The sequence below is a fragment of the Hydrocarboniphaga sp. genome, assembly GCF_028291725.1.
Lineage (GTDB): Bacteria > Pseudomonadota > Gammaproteobacteria > Nevskiales > Nevskiaceae > Hydrocarboniphaga.
In genome coordinates this window covers 1-20,671 of the sequence record NZ_JAQGNT010000092.1, presented here as the reverse complement: position 1 = coordinate 20,671, position 20,671 = coordinate 1, and the positions used below count along the sequence as shown (strand labels likewise).

Genomic DNA, 20,671 nt, shown 5'->3' with positions numbered 1-20,671 from the left:
TATTGCTTTTTAGCTTGGAGGAGTCTGGATGTCCGCGAACCTGGAGCAGACCGGCGAAGTGAAGCTCGACATGAGCGACGTCGACAAGTGGGTCGGCAAGCCGGTGATTTTCGCCGAGCTGTGGGACCCGTGTAACGCGACCGATATCCGCCGCTGGGTCATGGCGATGGACTACCCGAATCCGATCCACTGGGATCAGGAGTTCGCGCAGCAATCGCAGTTCGGCGGCATCGTCGCGCCGCAGTCCTTCGCGGTGGCGATGGATTACGGTCACGGCTGCCATCCGGCCTGCGTCGGCAAGATTCCCGGCTCGCATCTGATCTTCGGCGGCGAAGAATGGTGGTTCTTCGGCGCGCCGATGCGTCCGGGCGACAAGCTGTTCCAGAAGCGCCGCTTCGACGGCTACGACGTCAAGGACACCAGCTTTGCCGGACCGACCGTGTTCACACGCGGCGATACCGAGCACCGCAACCAGGACGGCGTGCTGGTGGCGCGCGAGCGTGCCACCGCGATCCGATATCTGATCGACGAGGCCAACAAGCGCGCGGTCTACGGCAAGGAGAAGGCCACTCCCAAGCGTTGGGACAAGCAGGAGCTGGCCGAAATCCACAAGCTGCGCTTCGACTGGCTGCTGTCGAACCGCGAAGGCAAGTCGCCGGCCTGGAAAACGGTGAACGTCGGCGACAAGCTGCCGCGCCGCGTGATCGGCCCGCACTCGATCGCGACCTTCGTCACCGAGTACCGCGCCTACCGTCAGAACGTCTGGGGCACCTGGCGCTGGAACGTGCCGGAAGGCGCCTACGATCCGGCCAAGGAAGACGCCGGCTTCGCCCAGGACATGACCTACGACCACGACGCGCGGCGCATCGATCCGCGTCAGGGCGACGGCCTGTATTACGGCCCTTCGAGCGGCCATGTGAATTTGGAGAAGGCGTCCAACATCGGCATGGGTGGCATGTATGGCTACGGTGCTTCGATGAATGCCTGGCAAGTCGACACCATCGCCTATTGGGCCGGCCACAACGGCTTCATCTGGCACTCCGCCACGCAATTCCGCAGCCCCGCGTTCGAGGGCGATATCACCTACATCGACGGCGAAGTGGTCGACAAGATCGAGCGCTCGCCCTACGGCTGCCCGGTGGTGGTGGTGCAGGTGAAGATGAAGACGCAGAACGGCGAGACCATTGTCACCGGCAAGGCGGAAGTGCAGTTGCCCTATTGACGCAACGTCGAGGCCACGATGAATGCCGCCATGCCCACGCTGAGGTCCGGCCCCTGGTCGCTGATCCACGGCTTGCCCTTGTCGCAGGAGCCGGGCCTGGGTTCGCTGACGATCGCGGGCTACGCGCGCGAAGTCACGCGCCGCTATGCCGAGCGCGAGGCCCTGGTGCTGCATGCGCCGCAGGGCCGCATCTCCTGGACCTACGCCGAGCTGTGGGAGCGCTCGGTTGAAGTGGCCCAGGCGCTGATCGCAGCCGGCGTCGACAAGGACAGCCGTATCGGCATCCTGATGACCAACCGGCCGGAATACCTGTCCGCCGTTTTCGGTATCGCGATGGCCGGCGGCACGGCGGTAGCGCTGAGCACCTTCTCCACGCCTTACGAGCTGGAATATCTACTCAAAACCTCCAATGTGTCGCTGCTGCTCTACGAGCGGCAGGTGTTGAAGAAGGACTTCGGCGCGATGCTCACCGAACTGGAGCCGCGGATCGCGACGGCCACGCCGGGCCGTTTCAGCTCGATGAAGTTTCCGTTCCTGCGCCGCCTCGTCGCGCTCGACGCGGTCACCGCCGTCGCCGCCCCGGCTGCTGCGGACGCCGCGATCGTCGAGCGCTGGGCCGACTTTCTCGCCGGCGGCGTGGCGATCGATGCCGCGCAGGTGGAGGCCCGCGCGGCAACCAGTTCGCCCGGCGATCCCGGCGTGCTGTTCTTTTCTTCCGGCACGACCAGCACGCCCAAGGGCATCCTGCACGCGCAGCGGGCACTGGCGATCCAGTGGTGGCGCTGGCCGCGCCTGATGGACATCGACGCCGAGCGCTACCCGGTGCGCTGCTGGACCGGCAACGGCTTTTTCTGGTCGGGCAACCTGTCGATGGTCGTCGGTAATGCACTGAGCACCGGCGGCGCGGTGATCCTGCAGCCGGCATTCCAGGCTGACGAGGCGCTCGTCATCATGGAAAAAGAAAGGGTGAGCTTTCCGAACGGCCGGCCGCATCAATGGGCGCGGCTTGAGGCCTCGGACCAATGGACCCGTGTCGATCTCAGCAGCCTGCACTACATCACCTACGGTACGACACTGCTGAAGCATCCGAGCGTCAAGACCGACTGGCAGCTGCGGCCCGCGTTCGGCACGACCGAAACCCTGACGATCAACACTGCCGTGCCCGCCAATACACCGGAAGCGGAGTATCGCGGCAGCTACGGCGTGCCACTGCCGGGCAACGTCCTGAAGATCGTCGATCCGGATACCGGCGAGTTGGTGCCGATCGGCGAGCGCGGCGAGATCGGCATCAAGGGGCCGACGCTGATGCTCGGCTACATCGGCAAGACGATCGAGGAAACCTTCGACAGCGAAGGCTATTTCATGACCGGCGATGGCGGCTATGTCGACGCCGCCGGGCGGCTGTTCTGGGAAGGACGCCTGACCGAGATCATCAAGACCGGCGGCGCCAATGTCTCGCCATCCGAGATCGACGCGGTGATCGCCACGTTCCCCGGCGTCAAGCTCACGCAGACCGTCGGCGTGCCGCACGACACCCTGGGCGAGATGGTCGTCGCCTGCATCGTGCCGCAGGATGGCAAGACACTCGACGCCGCTGAACTCTGTGATTTTCTCAAGGAGCGCCTGGCGAGTTTCAAGCTGCCGCGCGAAGTCCTGTTCTTCAGCGAGGACGAGCTTGCGGTCACCGGCAGCGGCAAGATCAAGTTCAAGCTGTTGCGGGAGATCGCCGTCAAGCGGCTGGCTGCCGGCGGATCACCGGCCTCGCCTGCCTGATTCGGCGCCATCGCGCCGCTCAACACGACGGACCGCCGCTAAGAAGTCCTGCCGCGCAGCCGCAGTGCATTGCCCACCACCGACGCTGAACTCAGGCTCATCGCCAATGCCGCCAGCATCGGCGACAGCAGGATGCCGAAAATCGGGTACAGCACACCGGCGGCGATCGGCACGCCCAGGCTGTTGTAGAGCAGCGCGAAACCCAGGTTCTGTTTCATATTGCGCACCGTCGCCTGCGAGATATCGATGGCCCGCGCGATGCCGAGCAGGTCGCCTTTCACCAGCGTGATGTGCGCGCTGTTCATGGCCACGTCGGTACCGGTGCCCATCGCGATGCCGACGTCGGCACCCGCAAGTGCCGGCGCGTCGTTGATGCCGTCACCCGCCATCGCAACCCGGCGTCCCTTGGCTTTGGAATCGGCCACGAGCCTGGCTTTCCCCTCGGGGCGGATCTCGCCGTAGAACTCCGTGATGCCCAGGCGCTGCGCAACCGCACGCGCGGTGGTGACGCCGTCGCCGGTGGCCATGACCACCTCGATGCCGAGCGCCCGCAAGGTCTTCAAGGCCTCCGGCGTCGAGGGCTTGATCGGATCGGAAACCGCGACCAGGCCCACGAGACGAGCGTCGACGGCCAGGAACATCACGCTCGCACCCTCGGCGCGCAGCGCCTCGGCCGCCGCGGTGAGCGGTGCGGTGTCCGCGCCGGTCTGCTGCATCAGCGCGGTATTGCCCAGCGTCAGCGCCTGTCCATCCACGACACCGCGCACACCGATACCGGTGACCGCTTCGAAACCCTGTACTGCCGACAGAGCGACGCCCTTGGCCCGCGCCTCGGTGACGATGGCCGCGGCCAGCGGATGCTCGCTGCCCTGGTCGAGACTGGCGGCCAGCTGCAACACCTGGCGGCTCGTGTAGCCCGCCACGGCCTGCACGCTATGGAAAGCGGGCGCGCCCTGAGTCAGCGTGCCGGTCTTGTCGACGATCAGCGTGTCGATCCTGCGCAGCATCTCGATGGCCGCGGCATCGCGGAACAGCACGCCGGAACTCGCGGCGCGCCCGGTGGCCACCATGATCGACATCGGCGTGGCCAGGCCCAGCGCGCAGGGACAGGCGATGATCAGCACCGCGACCGCGTTGATGAAACCGTACACCCATGACGGCTCGGGACCGAACAGTCCCCAAACCAGCAGCGTCGTCAGCGCGATGCCGATCACGCCGAGCACGAACCAGAAGCTCACCGCGTCGGCCATGCGCTGCATCGGCGCCCGGCTGCGCTGCGCCTGCGCCACCATCTGCACGATCTGCGACAGCAAGGTGCCGGTACCGACCTTCTCGGCACGGACCACCAGACTGCCGTTGCCGTTGAGTGTGGCGCCGATCACCGCGTCGCCCGGCTTGCGGTGAACCGGCACCGGCTCGCCGGTGAGCATCGATTCATCGACGTGACTTTCGCCCTCCAGCACGACGCCGTCGATCGGCACCTTCTCGCCCGGGCGCACGCGCAGGCGATCACCGACCTGGACCTGGTCGAGCGGCACATCTTCCTCCAGGCCGTCGCTGCGCAGACGCCGCGCGGTCTTGGGTGCCAGGCCCAGCAGCGAGCGGATCGCGGCCGAGGTTTGCGAGCGTGCCTTCAGTTCGAGAATCTGGCCAAGCAGGGTCAGCGACACGATGACGGCAGCGGCCTCGAAGTACACGCCGATGCGGCCGTGCGCGGCAAAAGCCGTCGGGAACGCTCCGGGTGCGAGTGTGGCAATCACGCTGTAGACGTAGGCGGAGGAAACGCCGAGCCCGATCAGCGTGAACATGTTCGGGCTGCGCTGGCCGATCGATCGCACGCCGCGTTCGAGGAACGGCCAACCGGCCCACAGCACCACCGGAGTGGCCAAGATCAACTCGACCCAGGACTGCGTGGCCATGCTCATCAGGCCAAGACCATGCCCGAGCATCGCCAGTGCCATCACGATCACCGAGAGCGGCAGCGTCCACCAGAAGCGCTGCGTGAAGTCGCGCAACTCGGGATTATCCTCGGCCTGCAGATTCGGCATCTCCGGTTCCAGCGCCATGCCGCACTTGGGACAGTTGCCGGGATGGTCCCGGCGAATCTCAGGGTGCATGGGGCAGGTGTAGATCGTGCCCTCGGATGCCACCACCGCTTCGGCCATCGCGGGCTTCAGGTATTTCTCGGGATCGGCAGTGAACTTGGTCTGACAACCCTGGCTGCAGAAGTAGTAGGTGTGGCCGGCATGCACTTGAGAGCGTGCGGTCTTCGGATCGACGGACATGCCGCAGACCGGATCCTTTTCCATCCCGGATGCGTCGCTATCCCGGTCGCCACCAGGATGGTGATGGTGTTGATGTACCGAAACTTCGGGCATCGCGGCTGTTGCAGGTTTTCCTGAGCAGCAGGATTTCGATTCGTGCGGGGCGCCTGTCGGCAACGACGCCGTCGGCCGGGACGCCGGCTTTGAAGGAGCGTCGATACTTTGAGACTTGGTGTTTCCGCAGCTGCTCATGATGGTTCCTGGCTCAATGCGTTGACGATGGGGCATTCGGACAGCGCACCGTGTCCGGTAAAAAAATGACGCGAGGCACACTGTAAAGGCTGGACCATAGTCCAGAGTCAAGAGCTGTATCCAAGTTTGCGCGCTCGGGTGGGACCTGTGTGATCAATCCATCGGAGCACCAAAGGTGCTCTGGTCTCCAGCATCACCCCAAAACTCAAAAAAGCAGATTGATCTGAGTCAATGCGCCATGGCGGTCCGGCCATGACACTGTGGCTCTGTTCAATCGTTACCCGGGCTCGCGGCAGCCGGTATTGCTCTGCTGCAAAACACTCAATTGGAGTTATCTCATGAACAAGATGTCCCTCAGCATTGCTGCCGCCTGTCTGATTTTGACCGGCTTGGCTTACGCCGCCGACGAGGCCGCCCCGATGCCGCAGACCCGCGGAATGCAAGGCATGGACCCCAAGATCCATGACCCGGCCAACAAGCCCACCGTCACTTGCACGCCGAAGGCGGGTACCGAAGCGATGACGCACGACGCCAAGGACCATCCGATGCCGGATACGCGCGGCATGAAGGGTATGGACCCGGCGATGCACATGAAAGACTGCGACAGCTCCGACACGTCGCCGGAGCCGAAAACCGGCCCGCACAAGCACAAAGAACCCGGACAGGGCTGAAACGTACTCTCCTCTTCCCGGAGACATTTCCATGCAAACGCAAGCGCCGCGTTGTGGACGGGGGCAGGTTATGTGCGCTGCCAGACCGACGGCCCGGCGCCTTGCACGTAGAAGCTCTCGCACCATGAGGGCTGTCCGTATATGCGGGTTTAGCTGGGCCAGGCATCAGGAGTTTGCGTTGCTTGGCTAATACGTGGAAATACCGGAAGACGTCGTCTCCACGATGGAGTGTTCGGTCCGTGGCGCCGTGCATCGCGTGTACGACCTGCCCGGCCTGAAGAACGAAACTCCGCCGATCTATCACGGTATTGCCGCCCCCAAAGGTGGCGATCGCCGCCCTGAGGTTATTGCTGGCTTGAGCGCTCGCCAAGGCTCAGCTTGAAAACAGGGGAACCTATGAATCGTGCAGTCGCGATCCATGTTTTCGCCGCGGCGCTGACGCTCGCCGCGCTTCCCGCGGACGCTCAGACGGATAGCGGTCATGCCAGCCATCATCCGGCCGCAGGCGCGCCCGTTGCACCCACAACGACACCCGCTGCGCCGATGGCCGCACCCGCCACCGCTGACGCACCTGCCTCACCGGCTACGGCGGGCGGCGGGATGATGGACATGATGGGCAAGATGGGCAAGATGATGGCCCCCGCCGGCTCCGGTGCAGCGGCGATGGCAGCGCCTGCGCCGGAAATCGGCGCGGCGGCGGCAGGCATAGCCGGCACAGCTGCACCAGCGGCGATGGGTGGCTGCATGGCTGCGGGTTGTGGAGCCGGCGGTGCCGCCAAGACGCCGATTTATCCGTCGCTGATGACGCTGCCGGCACTCACCACGGAGAAACGCGCCGAGATTGAAGCACTGGCGAATCACCAGCTCAGCAAAGGTTTGGCGCAATTGGCGAGCAGCTATGAGGCGCTCAACCAGGCCACGCAAGCCAGCGACCACGCCGCTATGCAGCAAGCGGTCGGCCTGATGCGCGAGGCGCTCGGCGAAGTGGGCGCTGGCATCGCCGCGCAGCGCGTGCTGACCGAGGGCAAGTCGCCGCGCAACCTGGCATTGGACTGGTTCAAGCGCGAGATGAACCTGGCATCGCCCATTGTCACTGGAGCATCGCACACGTCCGCCGGCGTCAAGGTGTTTCACCTCACCACGATGTTGCTGTTGATCGCGTTTGCGCTGGCGATGGTTATCCTCTCCGTCCTCAAGATGCGCCGCGCAGCGGCACTCTTTGGGCGTCTCGAAGGCGGCCCTGATGGGTCGCCGCCGGGATCGTCACCGCCGCCTGCCGGAGCACCCGGCCCGACGCCGCCCCCGACGCCACCCGCCGCCGGGGCTCCACCACCTGCCACGCAGGACGCTGCAGCAGCCTCGCTGGCTAGAAGGCCACCAGCATTCGTTGCGGCGCCTGAAGTGCAGTCGGCCTTCGTCGTTCCCGACGCCCCCGTAGCAGCAGCGCCATTGACCGCCAAGTGGCGTGGGCAACTGCGCGTGGGCAGCGTCATCATCGAAACGCCGAGCGTCAAAACGCTGCGCTTGCTGCCATCGTCGGGCGCCGGACGGCTGCCGTTTACCTTTCTACCCGGTCAGTTCCTCAACGTCTCATTGTGGATTGGCGGCGCAAAGATGAACCGCTCCTACTCCATATCGTCATCGCCAACGCAGCGCGGCTTTGTGGACCTCACCGTGCGCCGCGAGCCTCGGGGAGCGGTCTCTCGGCACGTCGATGATGTGCTCAAGGTCGGCGATGTGATTGAAGCGGGCGGCCCGGTCGGACGCTTTACGTTCACCGGCGCCGAGGCCAGCAGCATCGTGCTGATCGCCGGCGGCGTCGGGATCACACCGATGATGAGCATCGCGCGCTTTCTCACCGAGCGTGCATGGACCGGCGACATTTTCTTTCTCTACGCCTGCCGCTCACCCGCCGATTTCATTTTTGCGAAAGATCTCGCTGAGCTTCAGCGGTTCAATTCAAAGCTGCACGTCACCGTGACGATGGAACGCCCGGAAGGCACCGACTGGCAGGGGCCACGCGGACGCATCACCCGGGAACTGCTGACGCAGACGGTGCCGGATCTCACCTCGCGCAGAATCCATCTGTGCGGGCCGCCAGTGATGATGGACGCTATCAAGACACTGTTGGCAGAGATGGGCGTTCCGCCCAAGCAGGTGAAGACCGAGGACTTTGGCAGTGCCGCGCCAACCCCGGCCGCAGCGGGCACCTCAGCCCGGCTCATGGCCCCGGCCACCGGTCCCCGGGTGAGCTTTGCGAAGAGCAATAAATCTTCCAACAGCCGCAGCGGCCAGACCGTGCTGGAACTCTCCGAGGAGTTGGGCATCGGCATCGAATTCTCCTGCCGTGTCGGTACCTGCGGGGTGTGCAAGGTGACGATGAGATCCGGCGAAGTCGAGATGGCGGTCGAGGACGCTCTCGACACCGATGACAAGGCTAAAGGCGTCATCCTCGCCTGCCAGGCCAAGCCCAAGGCTGAGATCGTGGTTGAGGCCTAGCCATGAAAGAGCGCGAACGCATCGTGGTCATGGGTGTGCTGAGTGTGTTGCTGCTGGCCTGGCTGGGCTTTCTCGTCCATCGCTCGCCGCGCTTTCCGGGCAGTGGCATTGGCACCGCCTTCGGAATCGCGGGCGCGGTGCTGATGCTGATGCCGCTCGCGTATCCCATCGTCAAACGCATCCCGTATTTTCACCAGCGCATCACGCCATACGTCTCGATGCAGTCCTGGATGAGCTTGCACGTCTATGCCGGCATTTTTGGCCCCTTGCTCGCGATCATCCACACCGGGCACAAGTTCGACAGTCCGCTGGGCGTGGTCTTGACGGCGGTGTTGTTGTTGGTCGTTGTCAGCGGCATCGCAGTTCGCTACCTGCTGACCTACGTCAGCCGCGACATCAAAGACAAGTTGATCCTGCTGCAAACCGCAAGAGGCGATCTCGATCACGCCTGGGGCGTGATCGAGCAGGCTCCGGCAGAACTACCCGCGGGCTCGAAGGCGTTCGTCTTCAGCTCGGGGCTGGCGTCGTTGGGGATCGGGCTGCCGGCCAGCGGCCCTGCCGCCGAGGTCACTCGCATCGCCGAGTCCGTGGCCGATCTCGAATATGCCATCCGCATGGATGAGTTCTTCAAGCGCTGGTTCGCTCGCGCGCTGAACCTGCACATCGCTCTGTCTATCGTCTTCTACGGGCTGCTGGCGCTGCATATCGGTGCCGGCATTTACTTCGGCCTGCGGTGGTTGCCATGAAGCGAGTCGCGCTTTGCTTGCTGCTGATCGCGGTGGTGGCCGCAAGCGCCGTGTTCGCAGTGCGCCACTACGCGCCGGCATCGGCTGCGGCGCAGAAAATGCTCAGTCCGGGTCCGCTGTCGCCGGGGCACGCCTATCTCAGCAGCCAGTGCGGTGCCTGCCACCAGCCGGCCGTGGGAGTCACAGTAGCGAAGTGCACGGCCTGCCATGCCATTGCGGAGCGACTGCTCGGGCGTCAGCCGACCGCCTTCCACGCGAGCGTGCAGGAATGTTCGGCTTGTCACATCGAACATCAAACGACGGGTGTGCGGCCGGTGGTGATGGATCACCTGGCTCTTGCCAGAATCGGTACAAGAACCCTTGCGCGCGCTTCTCGCAGCGACCCGGAAAGCGCTGCCACACTTCAGTCGCTCGAAATCTGGCTGCACATCAACAGCCCAAAACAACTCGACGCCAGCACGGCGCGCGAGGCTCTCAATTGCGCGGGGTGCCACGACAACAAGGACCCACACCTCAAGCGCTTTGGCAGTGACTGCGCGCAATGCCATGCGTTTGAGTCTTGGGTCGTGCCCGGTTACCAGCATCCGTCACCCAGTTCCAAGGATTGCGTGCAGTGCCATCAACCGCCTCCGAGCCATCTCATGGAGCATTTCTCGATGGTCTCGCAGAAGTTCGCCGGCAAGGAAGGCGCGCGCGTGGATCAGTGTTTCGAGTGCCACAACACCACCAGCTGGAACGACATTGTCGGCGTCGGTTTTTACAAACACCACTGAAAATCTCGATTGACCGGAGTCAATGCGCCGCGAAGGACGCTCCCGGACACTGAGGTCGTATCAAGCTTGCTGCAAAGGCTCATCAGCACAAGACGCCCGGCAAGAGCTGAAACCTCTGCACCCACTTTTACCGGAGATACCTCGATGCAAACCCGTTTGATGAAAACCGCTCCCGCCCGCTTGGCCGCGGCCGTTCTTGTCCTCGGTGTGGCCACGACAGCGGCCTACGCGGACATGGAGCCTATGGCGCCCATGACCCCGCCTGCCGCCACAACCAGCACTCCGGCGCCGGCAGCGAAGGCGCCAACAACCACACCGCGCAGCAACGCGCAGCTGGAGCAGGAAATCAAATCCTTGCGCGCGCAGGTTCAACAACTGCAACAGGCGCAGGGCATGCCGATGAGCAAGCCGCCCGGCAAGGGCATGTCGAACATGCCCAAGGACGGAGGCGCCACACCGCCTGCCGATCCGCCTATGAAAAAGGGCTGCATGGGCATGGGCTGCATGGAAAAGGGCGACGACGCGATGAAGATGCCGCCGCCGGCCGTCGATCCCAAGCCGATGCCGGACCAGCCGATGTCGGACATGTAGTCAGGCATCTACGCTGCTGAACCGAGATCCGGCGCAGCAGCAGCCGTCGTTTGAGAACCCGGAGAGTCAGTGATGCAAAGCGTTCATGAACATTCATCGGGGTTGAGCCGACGAACCCAGCTCTGGCTCGCCACTGGCGTGTTGCTTGCGCTTGCGGCGGCCTGCTACTGGTATTCGACCGAGCATCAAGGCCACATCGGCCTGGTGCTGTTCTGGGGGCTGATCCTGGCCTGTCCGCTGATGCACATTTTCGGACACGGCGGGCATCGCCACGGCGCCGATTCGTCGAACAAACGCCAATGATCGACCCGCGAGCCCCAGTGACCAGTCCAGTGACCCGCCGCCGTTTCGTACAAGGGGTGGCGGCTACCGCCGCGCTGGGCGCTTTCGGTACCTGGCCCGCGCGCTTGCTGGCGACTACCGGTGCGCAGACCGAATTGCGCGGCACCGAGTTCGACCTGGAGATCGCCGAGCTGCCGGTGAATTTTACGGGCAGGGCCAGCATGGCCACGGCCGTCAACGGCCAAGTGCCCGCGCCGGTATTGCACATCCGCGAGGGTGATGCGATCAGCTTGCGCGTAACCAACCGCCTGAGCGAGCCGACCGCCGTGCATTGGCACGGCCTGCTGGTACCGCCTGAGATGGATGGCGTGCCCGGCATCAGTTTTCCGGGTATCGCCGCCGGTGAGACGTTCACCTATCGATTCACGCTGCGCCAATCGGGCACCCACTGGTACCACGCGCACACGCTGCACGAGCAGACCGGCTTGTATGGCGCCATCGTCGTCGAACCGCGCGTGGTGGCACCACTGCGCACTGATCGCGACTACACCGTGCTGCTCAGCGACTGGACCGACGAGGCCCCGCTGCAGGTGTATCTCAATCTGAAAAAGATGGGCAGCTACTACAACTACGGGCTGCCCACCACCGGCGACGTTCTCAAAGATCTGTCGCGACTGGGTGTGGCCGGTGCGCACAAGCGGCGCGTAATGTGGAACCGCGCGCGCATGAGCCCGACCGACTACAGCGACGTGTCGGGCGCGACCTATACCTATCTGATGAACGGCACTACGCCCGCAAGCAACTGGACGGGCATCGCCCGCGCGGGTGAGCGCGTGCGGCTGCGCTTCATCGGCGCCGGCACCGCGACCTACTTCGATGTGCGCATTCCCGGTCTCAAGCTGAACGTCGTCGCCACAGACGGTCAGGACGTGGCGCCGGTGGAAGTCGACGAAGTCCGCATTGGCCCCGGCGAAACCTACGATGTGATCGTGCAGATGCCGGACGACCGCGCCTACACGATCTTTGCGCAAACCATGGACCGCACCGGCTACGCCCGCGGCACACTCGCGCCGCGCGCCGGCATGCAAGCCGACGTGCCGCGGCCCGACGCGCCGGTGTGGTTGAGCGAGACCGACATGATGGGAGCGATGGCGGCCATGGCCCCGATGGTAGACGGGGCCACCGGTGCAGCGTCCATGCCGAAAAAGACCCGTCACGCACGCAGTGAATACGGTCCCGGCGTGGACATGCGCGTGGATAGTCCGCGCAGCAATCTCGACGATCCGGGTCCGAACCTGCGCAACAACGGACGCCGCGTGCTGACCTACGCCGACTTGCGTACGCCCGGAGGCTCGATCGACACGCGCCCACCCGGCCGCGAAATCGAGCTGCACCTGACCGGCAACATGGAGCGCTTCGAGTGGTCGTTCGACGGCGTCAAGTTCAGTGACGCCAAACCCATACACTTCCGCAGCGGCGAACGGCTGCGGGTGATTCTGGCCAACGACACCAACATGATTCATCCCATGCATCTGCATGGGATGTGGATGGAGCTGGAATCGGAAGGTGGCGCGTTCCAGGTGCGCAAGCACACGATCACGGTGCAGCCGGCGCAGCGCATCAGCTTTGGCGTGACCGCCGATGCGCCCGGCCGCTGGGCCTTTCACTGCCATCTGCTCTATCACATGGCCGCGGGCATGTTCCGCGAAGTGGTGGTCGCATGAACGCCAGGGCTTGGCGCAGGGCTGCCCTGGCTGGCGGTTTGCTGCTGGCGTCGGCGAACGTCACAGCCGCCGCCCAGGACGCGATGCCGGGCATGGAGATGCCCGCCAAGCCGACACCTCAGCCTCTCGTCTCCGAACCAACGCCAACGCCCCCAATGGAACCGATGCCGGGCATGAGCGCTGAGGCTCAGGCACCGGCGAAGCCGATGGAACCCATGCAAGGCGACACCGCGGCGCCCGACGCGCGCGATCCCGAGGCCTACGCCGAGGGCTACGAATACACCGGCATGCCGGGCATGGAACGAACCGACCGGATCGCCTTCGGCACGCTGCTGGCGGACGAGTTGGAATTTCTGTCCGGCAACGAAGGCGAGGGCTACGCCTGGAGCCTGCAAGGCAACTACGGCGACGACCGCAACAAGCTGTGGCTGCGCAGCCAGGGCCTCAAGCTGCCGGGCGAGATCGATCCGACCACGAGTGCTGAGGTGCTGTGGTATCGCCCCACCGCGGCGTTCTGGGGAACGCAGCTCGGGCTGCGCCAGGACTTTGGCGCCGGTGCGCATACCTATCTGGCGGCGGGCATCCAGGGCTTGGCGCCTTATTTGTTTCAGATCGAAGCCACTGGCTACGTCGGCGACGACGGGCGACTATCGGCGCGGATCAAGCTCGCTTACGACATGCGTTTAACCAACCGCCTGTTTATGGTGCCCAGCATCGAAGCAAACGCCTACAGCGAGCCTGAGAACGAGCGCGGCCTGGGTGCGGGCCTCGGCAATGTCGAAGGCGGCTTGCGCCTGCGTTACGAGCTGCACCGCAAGTTCGCGCCCTACGTGGGCTATGTGTGGGAGCGATCTTTCGACGGCACCGCCGACCGCCGCCGCGCGGAGGGAGGTTCAATCGACGAACGCCGGTTCGTAGCGGGCATCCGGATGTGGTGGTGACGGAGCAAGCACCTAAGGTCATTCTCAGCTCGTTCGGCGTCCCCGTTCTCGATCAGCCGGTGCCGGTCTCGCCGCTTACCTTGCACCTGGTGTCGGCGGGCATTGCCGCGCTCTGGTCGCGGATCGTGGCGGCCAACCCGATGGCCGACTCGCGCCCCCTGCTGCTGAGCTACGACGTACATCCGATGCCGGATGGACCAGTCCTGATCGAAGTCAACACCAACGCCGGCGGCGTGTTGACCGCGATGCAGGCGGCGCGCAACGGCAATGAATGCTGCGCGGACTGGGAGCATGGGCAACTGGAAGCGCGATTGCTCGCGCTGTTCCGCCGGGATCTGCTGGGCCTTGACCGTGACAGAACCGGTATCGTTGCCATCGTCGACGATAGCCTCGCGGCGCAGCCCCTGCTTGCCGAGATGCGGGCTCTGGCCGACCTGATGCGTCCGTTCGCCGCCGAGGTTCTGGTACTCGATGCGGCCGATCTCAACTACCACGACGGGCGTCTCCGGCACGGCGAGACGGCGATCGACCGCGTGTATTGGCGCAGCACGGATTTTTTGTTGACCGAGCCAGGGCACGCGTCGGTGCGCCGTGCCGTACTGGAGAAGTCGACGATACTCGCGCCCTCGCCGGAGGCTTATGAGGCCATCGCCGACAAGCGGCGCTTGGTGGAATGGTCGGTACAGCCGGAGCTGGCAACCGACGCCATTACCGGACTGTCGTTTCGCATCGCGGAGACCCTGCCCATGAACACACGAACGGTGGAGGCCTGGTACGCCGACCGAAGCGAATGGGTTTTCAAGCCGGTCTCCGGCTATGCCAGCCGCGGCGTGTACATCGGCAAAAGCATCAGCCGCCGCAAGCTGGCCGAGCTGCCCGCCGACGACTATCTCGCTCAGCGCTATGCGCCGCATCCGGTGATCGATCGCGACGGCAGGCAATGGAAGTACGACGTTCGATTCTTCGCCGATCGGGGCCAGGTCATCGGCGCCGCAGCCCGCGTGTTCCAGGGCCAGGTCGTGGGCATGCGCGAACCGGGCAGCGGCTTCGCACCGCTGCGCGTGGAGGCGGCCTGCTGCCTGATCGGGGCGCTGGCCGCAGCCATGAAACCCGCCTATGAAGTGAAGCGGCCCTTGATCTGAGTCAAAGCCGATTTCGCGGTGAGCGGAACGACCATGGCTTGCGTATGGTCTTGCAAAAGACTACAAATTGCGACCCGATGAAACGAACTCGAACCCTGCTCGTGGCACTGATGGCCTGGATGCTTTGCTTCCAGGCGGTCGCGAGCGTGTCCGATGTTCGCTGCACGCACGCCGGTCAGACGAAGCCGATGCAGCACATGATGAATGGCCATCTGATGACGATGGCCGCTATGGGCACCGAACCGAATTCGATGATGGGAGCCAGTCACACGACTGCCGTCAAGAAGTCGGCGGCGGCATCGATCTGCGGTTGTGGATCGGGCTGTGTCTGCTCGGGGCAGTGCACTGTTTCGTGTACGGGTATGGCCGGTGCCCGCTCTGTCGTCCTCACGTTTTCGCACAGCCTTCCCGTTGTCCGTACCCAGTCAGTTGCCGTTTCCACTGCACACGGACTCGATCTCTTTCGACCTCCCAGTATTTCCTGAATGAAGCCGCGTTAGCGGCAGGGCGTGCCCCTGTCCGCCGGCTCTCAACATCGGTCATGCGCTCGCCGCATGTTCCGACCCAGGAATGCTTGGAGGTTTCGTGTTTTCAAACAAATTAGTCGCGCCCGGCGCCATCGCGCTGGCGATGCTCAGCGGCTGCGCTTCGGTGCCATTCGATTGGGGCCGCGGTCAGACGTCGCAGTACGCAGCCGATCGTGGTCGTGCACTACCGCAGCCTGCGGATGCTGCATCTTTCACCCGCGACTTGGTCGGCCGTCCGCTAACCCCCGAAGCTGCGGTGCAGATCGCGCTCGTCAACAGCCCCGCCGTGCGCAAGGAATCGGCGCGTCTGGGGCTGGCGGCAGCCGATGTGTACGAAGCGGGGCGCCTCGCCAACCCGGTGTTCTCCGCATCGCGTCTGCATGCCGGCGATCCGTCGGCGGCCAATGCGCAACTGACGCTGGGTATCGCCTTCAATTTCGTCAACCTGCTGTTCATCCCGGCGAACTCCCGTTATGCCGGTGCGCAATTTGAAGCCGCGAAGCTGTCGGTAGCCTCGGCGGCGGTGAACCTCGCGGCCGACGTCGAGGCGGCATATTACGAAGCCGTCGGTGCCAACCAGCTCGCCCAGATGCGCGAGACCGTGGCGAAGTCGGCGCAGGGCTCGGCCGATCTTGCCCAGCGCTTCTTCGACGCCGGCAACATCAGCAAGCGCGAACTCGCCTCCGAACAAGCTGCTGCCAGCCAGGCGCAGCTCGACGCGCTGTCGGCCGGCGCCGATGCCGTGGCCGCTCGCACCGCGCTCAACCGCGTCATGGGGCTGTCTGCCGATCAGGACACCTGGCAGCTCGATGCGCGACTGGCGGAGCCGCTGCCCCAGGAAGACGACCTGGCGGCGTTGCAGCAGCTCGGTGCGAAGTCCCGTCTCGACATCGAGGCCGCTCGCAAAAACGCGGCTGCGCTGTCCGCTCGCTACGGCCTGCAGCGCCATACGCGCTTCATCAACAACATCGAGGTCGGCGTCGAGCGCGAGAAGGATTATGACGGCGCCATCAACGTCGGGCCGACACTGCAGTTCGAGCTGCCCTTGTTCAACTGGGGCGGCGGTCGGGTAGCCGCTGCGCAAGCCGCACTCGACCAGGCCGAAGCCGAACTCGACACGCTGGTCATCGGCAGCAGCAACGACATCAAACTCGCTCGCGCCAAGGTCGATGCGACCCGAGCCCGCATCGAACGCTACCGCGGCAGCCTGATCCCCCAGCGTGAAGCGGTGGTTGCGCAGATGCAGGGCGAGGTCAACTACATGCTGATCGGCATTTTCGATCTGCTGGTGGCCAAGCAGCAGGAATACGACGCCTACGCCGGCTACCTCGAAGCGGTGCGCGACTACTGGCTCGCGAGAACCGAACTCACACGCGCCGTGGGGCAGCGGCTGCCGAGCAGCGATCAAGCTGTGAATGCCACGCTCGATCCCAAGGAGCTGACCAAGCCCAAGGGCGGCGGTATGGGCCACATGCATCACGGCGGCTCGATGAGCGGTATGGAAGGCATGAGCGGCATGGAGCCCGCTGGTCAGCCAGCGCCAATGGGCGATATGCCGGGCATGAACATGCAAGGCGGCGGCGACAGGCCGATGGAAATGCCCGGAATGAAGGGCATGCAGCCCAAAGGCAGCCAGTCGAAACCGGCAGCCCCATCCAAATCCGCCAAGCCCGCAGCGCCGCACAACATGAAGGACATGCCCATGGGTGACATGCCGGGTATGGAAGGCATGGATCACTCGCAAAGCGGCGCCACTGCAAAACCGCCGGCCAAGCCAGCGAGCGGACACGAGATGAAGGGTATGGAGCCTTCGGCGATGCCCGACCCAAAGAAGTCTCCGGAACAGCCCGTCATCCAGGAAGTGCCCCATGCGCATTAATGATTTTCAAACCGGGCGCGACGCGCCCCTCAATCGGAGTAACACCATGAAGAACCTGACCCGCATCACGCTGGTAACCGCTGCCCTGTTCATCGCGCAGAGCGCAATTGCACACGATCCGAAGGAACATGAGAAGGAAGCCGCCGCCGCCAAGGCCGGCCCCGACTGCGCGTCGATGAAGGACATGGATATGTCGAAGATGGATATGAACGACCCGGTGATGAAGGCGATGCACGACAAGTGCATGAGCAAGCCGATGCCGGCCGGCGACATGAAAGGCATGAAGATGGACGCCCCGAAGACCACTGACGATCACGGAGGCCACTGATGGTCACAAGACGTGATCTGCTGCAGGTCGTGAGCGCGAGCGGCGCCGGCCTGCTGGCCGGTGTCGCCACCAGCGCGCGCGCACAGCACGAGGGCCACGACATGAGCAACATGTCCTCGTCTCAGATGGGCGACATGAAGATGCGCGAGAGCACCCAGCCGATACCGCCACCAGCGGAGTTGGCACCACCGGCGGCCTTGCAGCGCGACGCACAGGGCTACGTGCCGGTGCGCACGCTCAACGGCTGGACCCTGCCGCATCGGGTACAGGGCGGCGTCAAGGAATTCCATCTGGTCGCCGAGGAAGTCGAGCATGAGTTCGCGCCCGGTTGTCGCGCCAAGTGCTGGGGCTATAACGGCACCACGCCGGGGCCGACGATCGAAGCGGTCGAAGGCGATCGCGTGCGCATCTTCGTGACCAATGCGCTGGGCGAACCGACCACGGTGCACTGGCACGGCATCGATCTGCCCAACGGCTACGACGGCGTCGGCGGGCTCAACCAGCCGCACATCGCGCCGGGCGAAACCTTCGTCTACGAGTTCACGCTCAAGCAGCACGGCACGCACATGTACCACCCGCATGCCGACGAAATGACGCAGATGGCCTTCGGCATGATGGGCCTGTTCATCATCCACCCCGAGGCGGGCGAAGCGCTGCGTATCGATCGCGATTATGCGTTCCTGCTGCACAACTGGGCCCTGCGTCCGGGCACCTTCCGGCCGGACCCGTCGGTGATGCAGAACTTCGATCTGTGGACTTTCAACTCGAAAGTGTTTCCAGCGACCGAGCACCTGGTTGCCGGCATGGGCGAACGCATCCGCATCCGCATCGGCAATCTGTCGATGTGGAATCACCCGATCCACCTGCACAGCAATCCCTTCTGGGTAACCGGCAGCGACGGTGGACGCTGGCCGAAAGAGCAGTGGCGACGCGAAGTGACCGAGATCGTCGGCGTCGGCCAGATGCGCGACTTGGAATTCGTGCCGACCGAACCGGGCGATTGGGCGCTGCACTGCCACATGTCGCATCACACGATGAATGCGATGGGCCATGAGGTTCCGAATGTGGCCGGCGTCGATCAGACGGGTGTGGAAGCCGAAGTCCGCAAGATGCTGCCGGGCTACATGGCGATGGGAAAAAGCGGCATGTCCGAACACGCCGGCCACATCGAGATGGGCCTGCAGGGCCCCGACAACACTTTGCCGATGATGATGGGGGCAGGCCCGTATGGCGCGATCGAAATGGGCGGCATGTTCACGGTGCTCAAAGTGCGCGAAGGCATCGCGGCCGGCGACTATCGCGATCCGGGCTGGTATCGGCATCCGAAGAACGCCGTCGCCCGCCGCGTCAGCCTCGATCCGAAGTTCGGCGACCCGCCGAGGCGCAATCCTTATCGCGCCACAGCCGCCAATGCGGCGGCGCCCGCGACACCCGACACCCTGATGCCTTCCATGCCGGGCATGGATCACTCCCAACACGGCGGTTGAGGCCGCCAGTCCCCTTATGAAAATTCTGAAGATCGCGGCGGCCCTGGCCGTCGCCGGACTGCTGGCTGCGCTCGGGATGGTCTATTCCGGCGCCTATCCGATCGGCGCGGACGTGCCTCACACCCGGGCGGTCTTCTGGGCGCTGGAGACTCTGCGTGAGCGCTCGATCGCGCAGCGCACGCAGGACATCGAGGTACCGAATCTGGATAGCTCCGATCTGCTGCTCGCGGGCGGCCCGGACTACAACGAGATGTGTGCCGGCTGCCATTTGAAACCCGGAAAAACCAGCTCGGAAATATCGAAGGGGCTCTACCCGGCGCCGCCGAATCTCGCGATCGCGCCGAGCGAGGACGGCGACGCGAAGGCCAGCGCCGCGCGCCAGTTCTGGATCATCAAGCACGGCATCAAGGCCAGCGGCATGGCGGCCTGGGGCCCCACCCACGACGACGCGCGCATCTGGGCGATGGTCGCCTTTCTGCAGAAGCTGCCGACGCTGACGCCGGCGCAATACCAGATCCTCACGGCGCGCAGCGGCAGCGAGATGGATCACGACGACATGGATGAAGACGCCGCGCCCGCAAGCGACGCGCACGACGGGCATGACGAGCACGCACCGATGGACATGCCCGGCATGGCGCATGCGGCCGAAACGCCCGGCGCGCGCAGCGCTCAGGACGCGGTCAACGCGTTTACCACCGCGCTCAAGACCGGTGACGCCGCCGGCGCGGCCCTATGGCTGGCGCCGGACGTTGTGATCTACGAAGGCGGAGAGGTCGAGCGCTCCCGTTCGGAATACCAGGCGCATCACCTGGCCGCGGACATCGCCTTCATGAAAACCTCGGAGATCCAGATCCTCAAGCGCGATGGTGGCGAAAGCGGCGACACCGCCTGGGTAAACACCGAGACGCGCGTGCGCGGCAAATCATCGAAAGGCCGCGACATCGATTTGCTGAGCACCGAGACCGCTTTGCTGCGCAGGACCGCGCAGGGCTGGCGTATCGTGCATCTGCATTGGTCGTCCAGCGACTACCCGCCCGGCTCCTGATCGACAGACCGCCGCCGACGTCACGGCTACCGGCCCGGCAAGCGCCGCACCGGCGAACCGCCCAGATATTTCATCAACTGCGGCGCGAAGAGGGCGATGACTCTGCTCAACCCGCGATGCGCAAACTGTCGTCGCCGTGATCCGGTGCGTCTTCGCGCCAGCGCATGGAGCCGGAGGGGAGGTCCAGCCAGCGCCGCACCTTGATCGGCTCGATGCCGACGTGCATGGCACGCACGCGCCGATACAGCGCGTTGTCGTCGAGCGTGCGGCGGCTGCGCAGCCGCAGGTAATCGTGCCAGCTGGGACAGCGGAAACGCTCCGACCATTGATCGGGATCGGCGATATCGCGCGACAGTGACCAGTCGTAGGCACCGTTGCGCGTGCGGGCGCGCTGCACATCGCACATGAACTTGTAGAAATCGCGTGCGTTCTCGGAAGGGATGCGGTACTGGAGTTCGATACTGATCGGCCCGCTGCGGCCACTGATGCCGAGTTGGACCTCGGGATCATCCAGCGCCCGGTCGT

The 20,671-nt window shown here is 64.6% G+C and carries 17 protein-coding genes; 15 read left to right on the top strand and 2 right to left on the bottom strand.

The window, feature by feature from the left end; genetic code table 11:
• Nucleotides 1-28: 28 nt before the first annotated feature.
• Both JWQ90_RS23655 and JWQ90_RS23650 read left to right on the top strand, forming a co-directional pair.
• Complete coding sequence (locus JWQ90_RS23655; protein WP_299697468.1) at nt 29-1,222, top strand: MaoC family dehydratase N-terminal domain-containing protein; 1,194 nt, start codon at nt 29-31, stop codon at nt 1,220-1,222.
• 18 nt (nt 1,223-1,240) lie between these two features.
• Nucleotides 1,241-2,995 (top strand): class I adenylate-forming enzyme family protein, encoded by a 1,755-nt coding sequence (locus JWQ90_RS23650; protein ID WP_299697467.1) that lies wholly within the window; start codon nt 1,241-1,243, stop codon nt 2,993-2,995.
• Nucleotides 2,996-3,033: 38 nt separating this feature from the next.
• Here JWQ90_RS23650 and JWQ90_RS23645 read toward each other — a convergent pair whose 3' ends face one another.
• Nucleotides 3,034-5,304, bottom strand: coding sequence for a heavy metal translocating P-type ATPase (locus tag JWQ90_RS23645; protein ID WP_299697466.1), 2,271 nt, complete (start codon nt 5,302-5,304; stop codon nt 3,034-3,036).
• A gap of 545 nt (nt 5,305-5,849) precedes the next feature.
• On the opposite strand from JWQ90_RS23645, the gene JWQ90_RS23640 reads away from it, so the two are divergent.
• The 13 genes from JWQ90_RS23640 (at nt 5,850) to JWQ90_RS23580 (ending at nt 20,146) form a co-directional block, all read left to right on the top strand.
• Nucleotides 5,850-6,182 (top strand): hypothetical protein, encoded by a 333-nt coding sequence (locus JWQ90_RS23640; RefSeq protein WP_299697465.1) that lies wholly within the window; start codon nt 5,850-5,852, stop codon nt 6,180-6,182.
• A 396-nt stretch (nt 6,183-6,578) separates the two neighbouring features.
• Nucleotides 6,579-8,681: a 2Fe-2S iron-sulfur cluster-binding protein gene (locus JWQ90_RS23635; RefSeq protein ID WP_299697464.1), complete on the top strand. Its 2,103-nt coding sequence runs from the start codon at nt 6,579-6,581 to the stop codon at nt 8,679-8,681.
• A 2-nt stretch (nt 8,682-8,683) separates the two neighbouring features.
• Nucleotides 8,684-9,427, top strand: a complete 744-nt coding sequence (locus JWQ90_RS23630; RefSeq protein ID WP_299697463.1) for a hypothetical protein — start codon at nt 8,684-8,686, stop codon at nt 9,425-9,427.
• A complete protein-coding gene (locus JWQ90_RS23625; RefSeq protein WP_299697462.1) occupies nt 9,424-10,200 on the top strand; it encodes a cytochrome c3 family protein in 777 nt (258 codons plus the stop codon). Before JWQ90_RS23630 ends, JWQ90_RS23625 begins: the two co-directional genes overlap by 4 nt.
• A 144-nt stretch (nt 10,201-10,344) precedes the next feature.
• On the top strand, nt 10,345-10,791 hold the full coding sequence (locus JWQ90_RS23620) for a hypothetical protein (protein WP_299697461.1): 447 nt from the start codon (nt 10,345-10,347) through the stop codon (nt 10,789-10,791).
• 72 nt (nt 10,792-10,863) lie between these two features.
• Complete coding sequence (locus JWQ90_RS23615) at nt 10,864-11,094, top strand: DUF2933 domain-containing protein (protein WP_299697460.1); 231 nt, start codon at nt 10,864-10,866, stop codon at nt 11,092-11,094.
• The gene (locus tag JWQ90_RS23610; protein WP_299697459.1) at nt 11,091-12,797 is read left to right on the top strand and encodes a copper resistance system multicopper oxidase; all 1,707 of its coding nucleotides are present in this window, start codon (nt 11,091-11,093) and stop codon (nt 12,795-12,797) included. The genes JWQ90_RS23615 and JWQ90_RS23610 overlap by 4 nt, the downstream gene beginning before the upstream one ends.
• Nucleotides 12,798-12,835: 38 nt before the next feature.
• Nucleotides 12,836-13,738 (top strand): copper resistance protein B, encoded by a 903-nt coding sequence (locus JWQ90_RS23605; RefSeq protein ID WP_299697458.1) that lies wholly within the window; start codon nt 12,836-12,838, stop codon nt 13,736-13,738.
• The gene (locus tag JWQ90_RS23600; RefSeq protein ID WP_299697457.1) at nt 13,735-14,880 is read left to right on the top strand and encodes a hypothetical protein; all 1,146 of its coding nucleotides are present in this window, start codon (nt 13,735-13,737) and stop codon (nt 14,878-14,880) included. The genes JWQ90_RS23605 and JWQ90_RS23600 overlap by 4 nt, the downstream gene beginning before the upstream one ends.
• A gap of 585 nt (nt 14,881-15,465) precedes the next feature.
• Nucleotides 15,466-17,286 carry a TolC family protein gene (locus JWQ90_RS23595; protein ID WP_299697456.1) on the top strand — a complete coding sequence of 607 codons (1,821 nt, stop codon included), beginning with the start codon at nt 15,466-15,468 and terminating at the stop codon, nt 17,284-17,286.
• Nucleotides 17,287-17,332: 46 nt separating this feature from the next.
• A complete protein-coding gene (locus tag JWQ90_RS23590) occupies nt 17,333-17,614 on the top strand; it encodes a hypothetical protein (protein ID WP_366919584.1) in 282 nt (93 codons plus the stop codon).
• A gap of 140 nt (nt 17,615-17,754) precedes the next feature.
• Entirely contained in the window at nt 17,755-19,101 is a 1,347-nt protein-coding gene (locus tag JWQ90_RS23585; RefSeq protein ID WP_366919583.1) for a copper oxidase, read from the top strand.
• Between the two features lie 16 nt (nt 19,102-19,117).
• Entirely contained in the window at nt 19,118-20,146 is a 1,029-nt protein-coding gene (locus JWQ90_RS23580; protein WP_299697453.1) for a nuclear transport factor 2 family protein, read from the top strand.
• Between the two features lie 106 nt (nt 20,147-20,252).
• Here JWQ90_RS23580 and JWQ90_RS23575 read toward each other — a convergent pair.
• Nucleotides 20,253-20,671: MFS transporter (locus tag JWQ90_RS23575; protein WP_299697452.1), on the bottom strand; the 419-nt coding region annotated here is incomplete at its 5' end.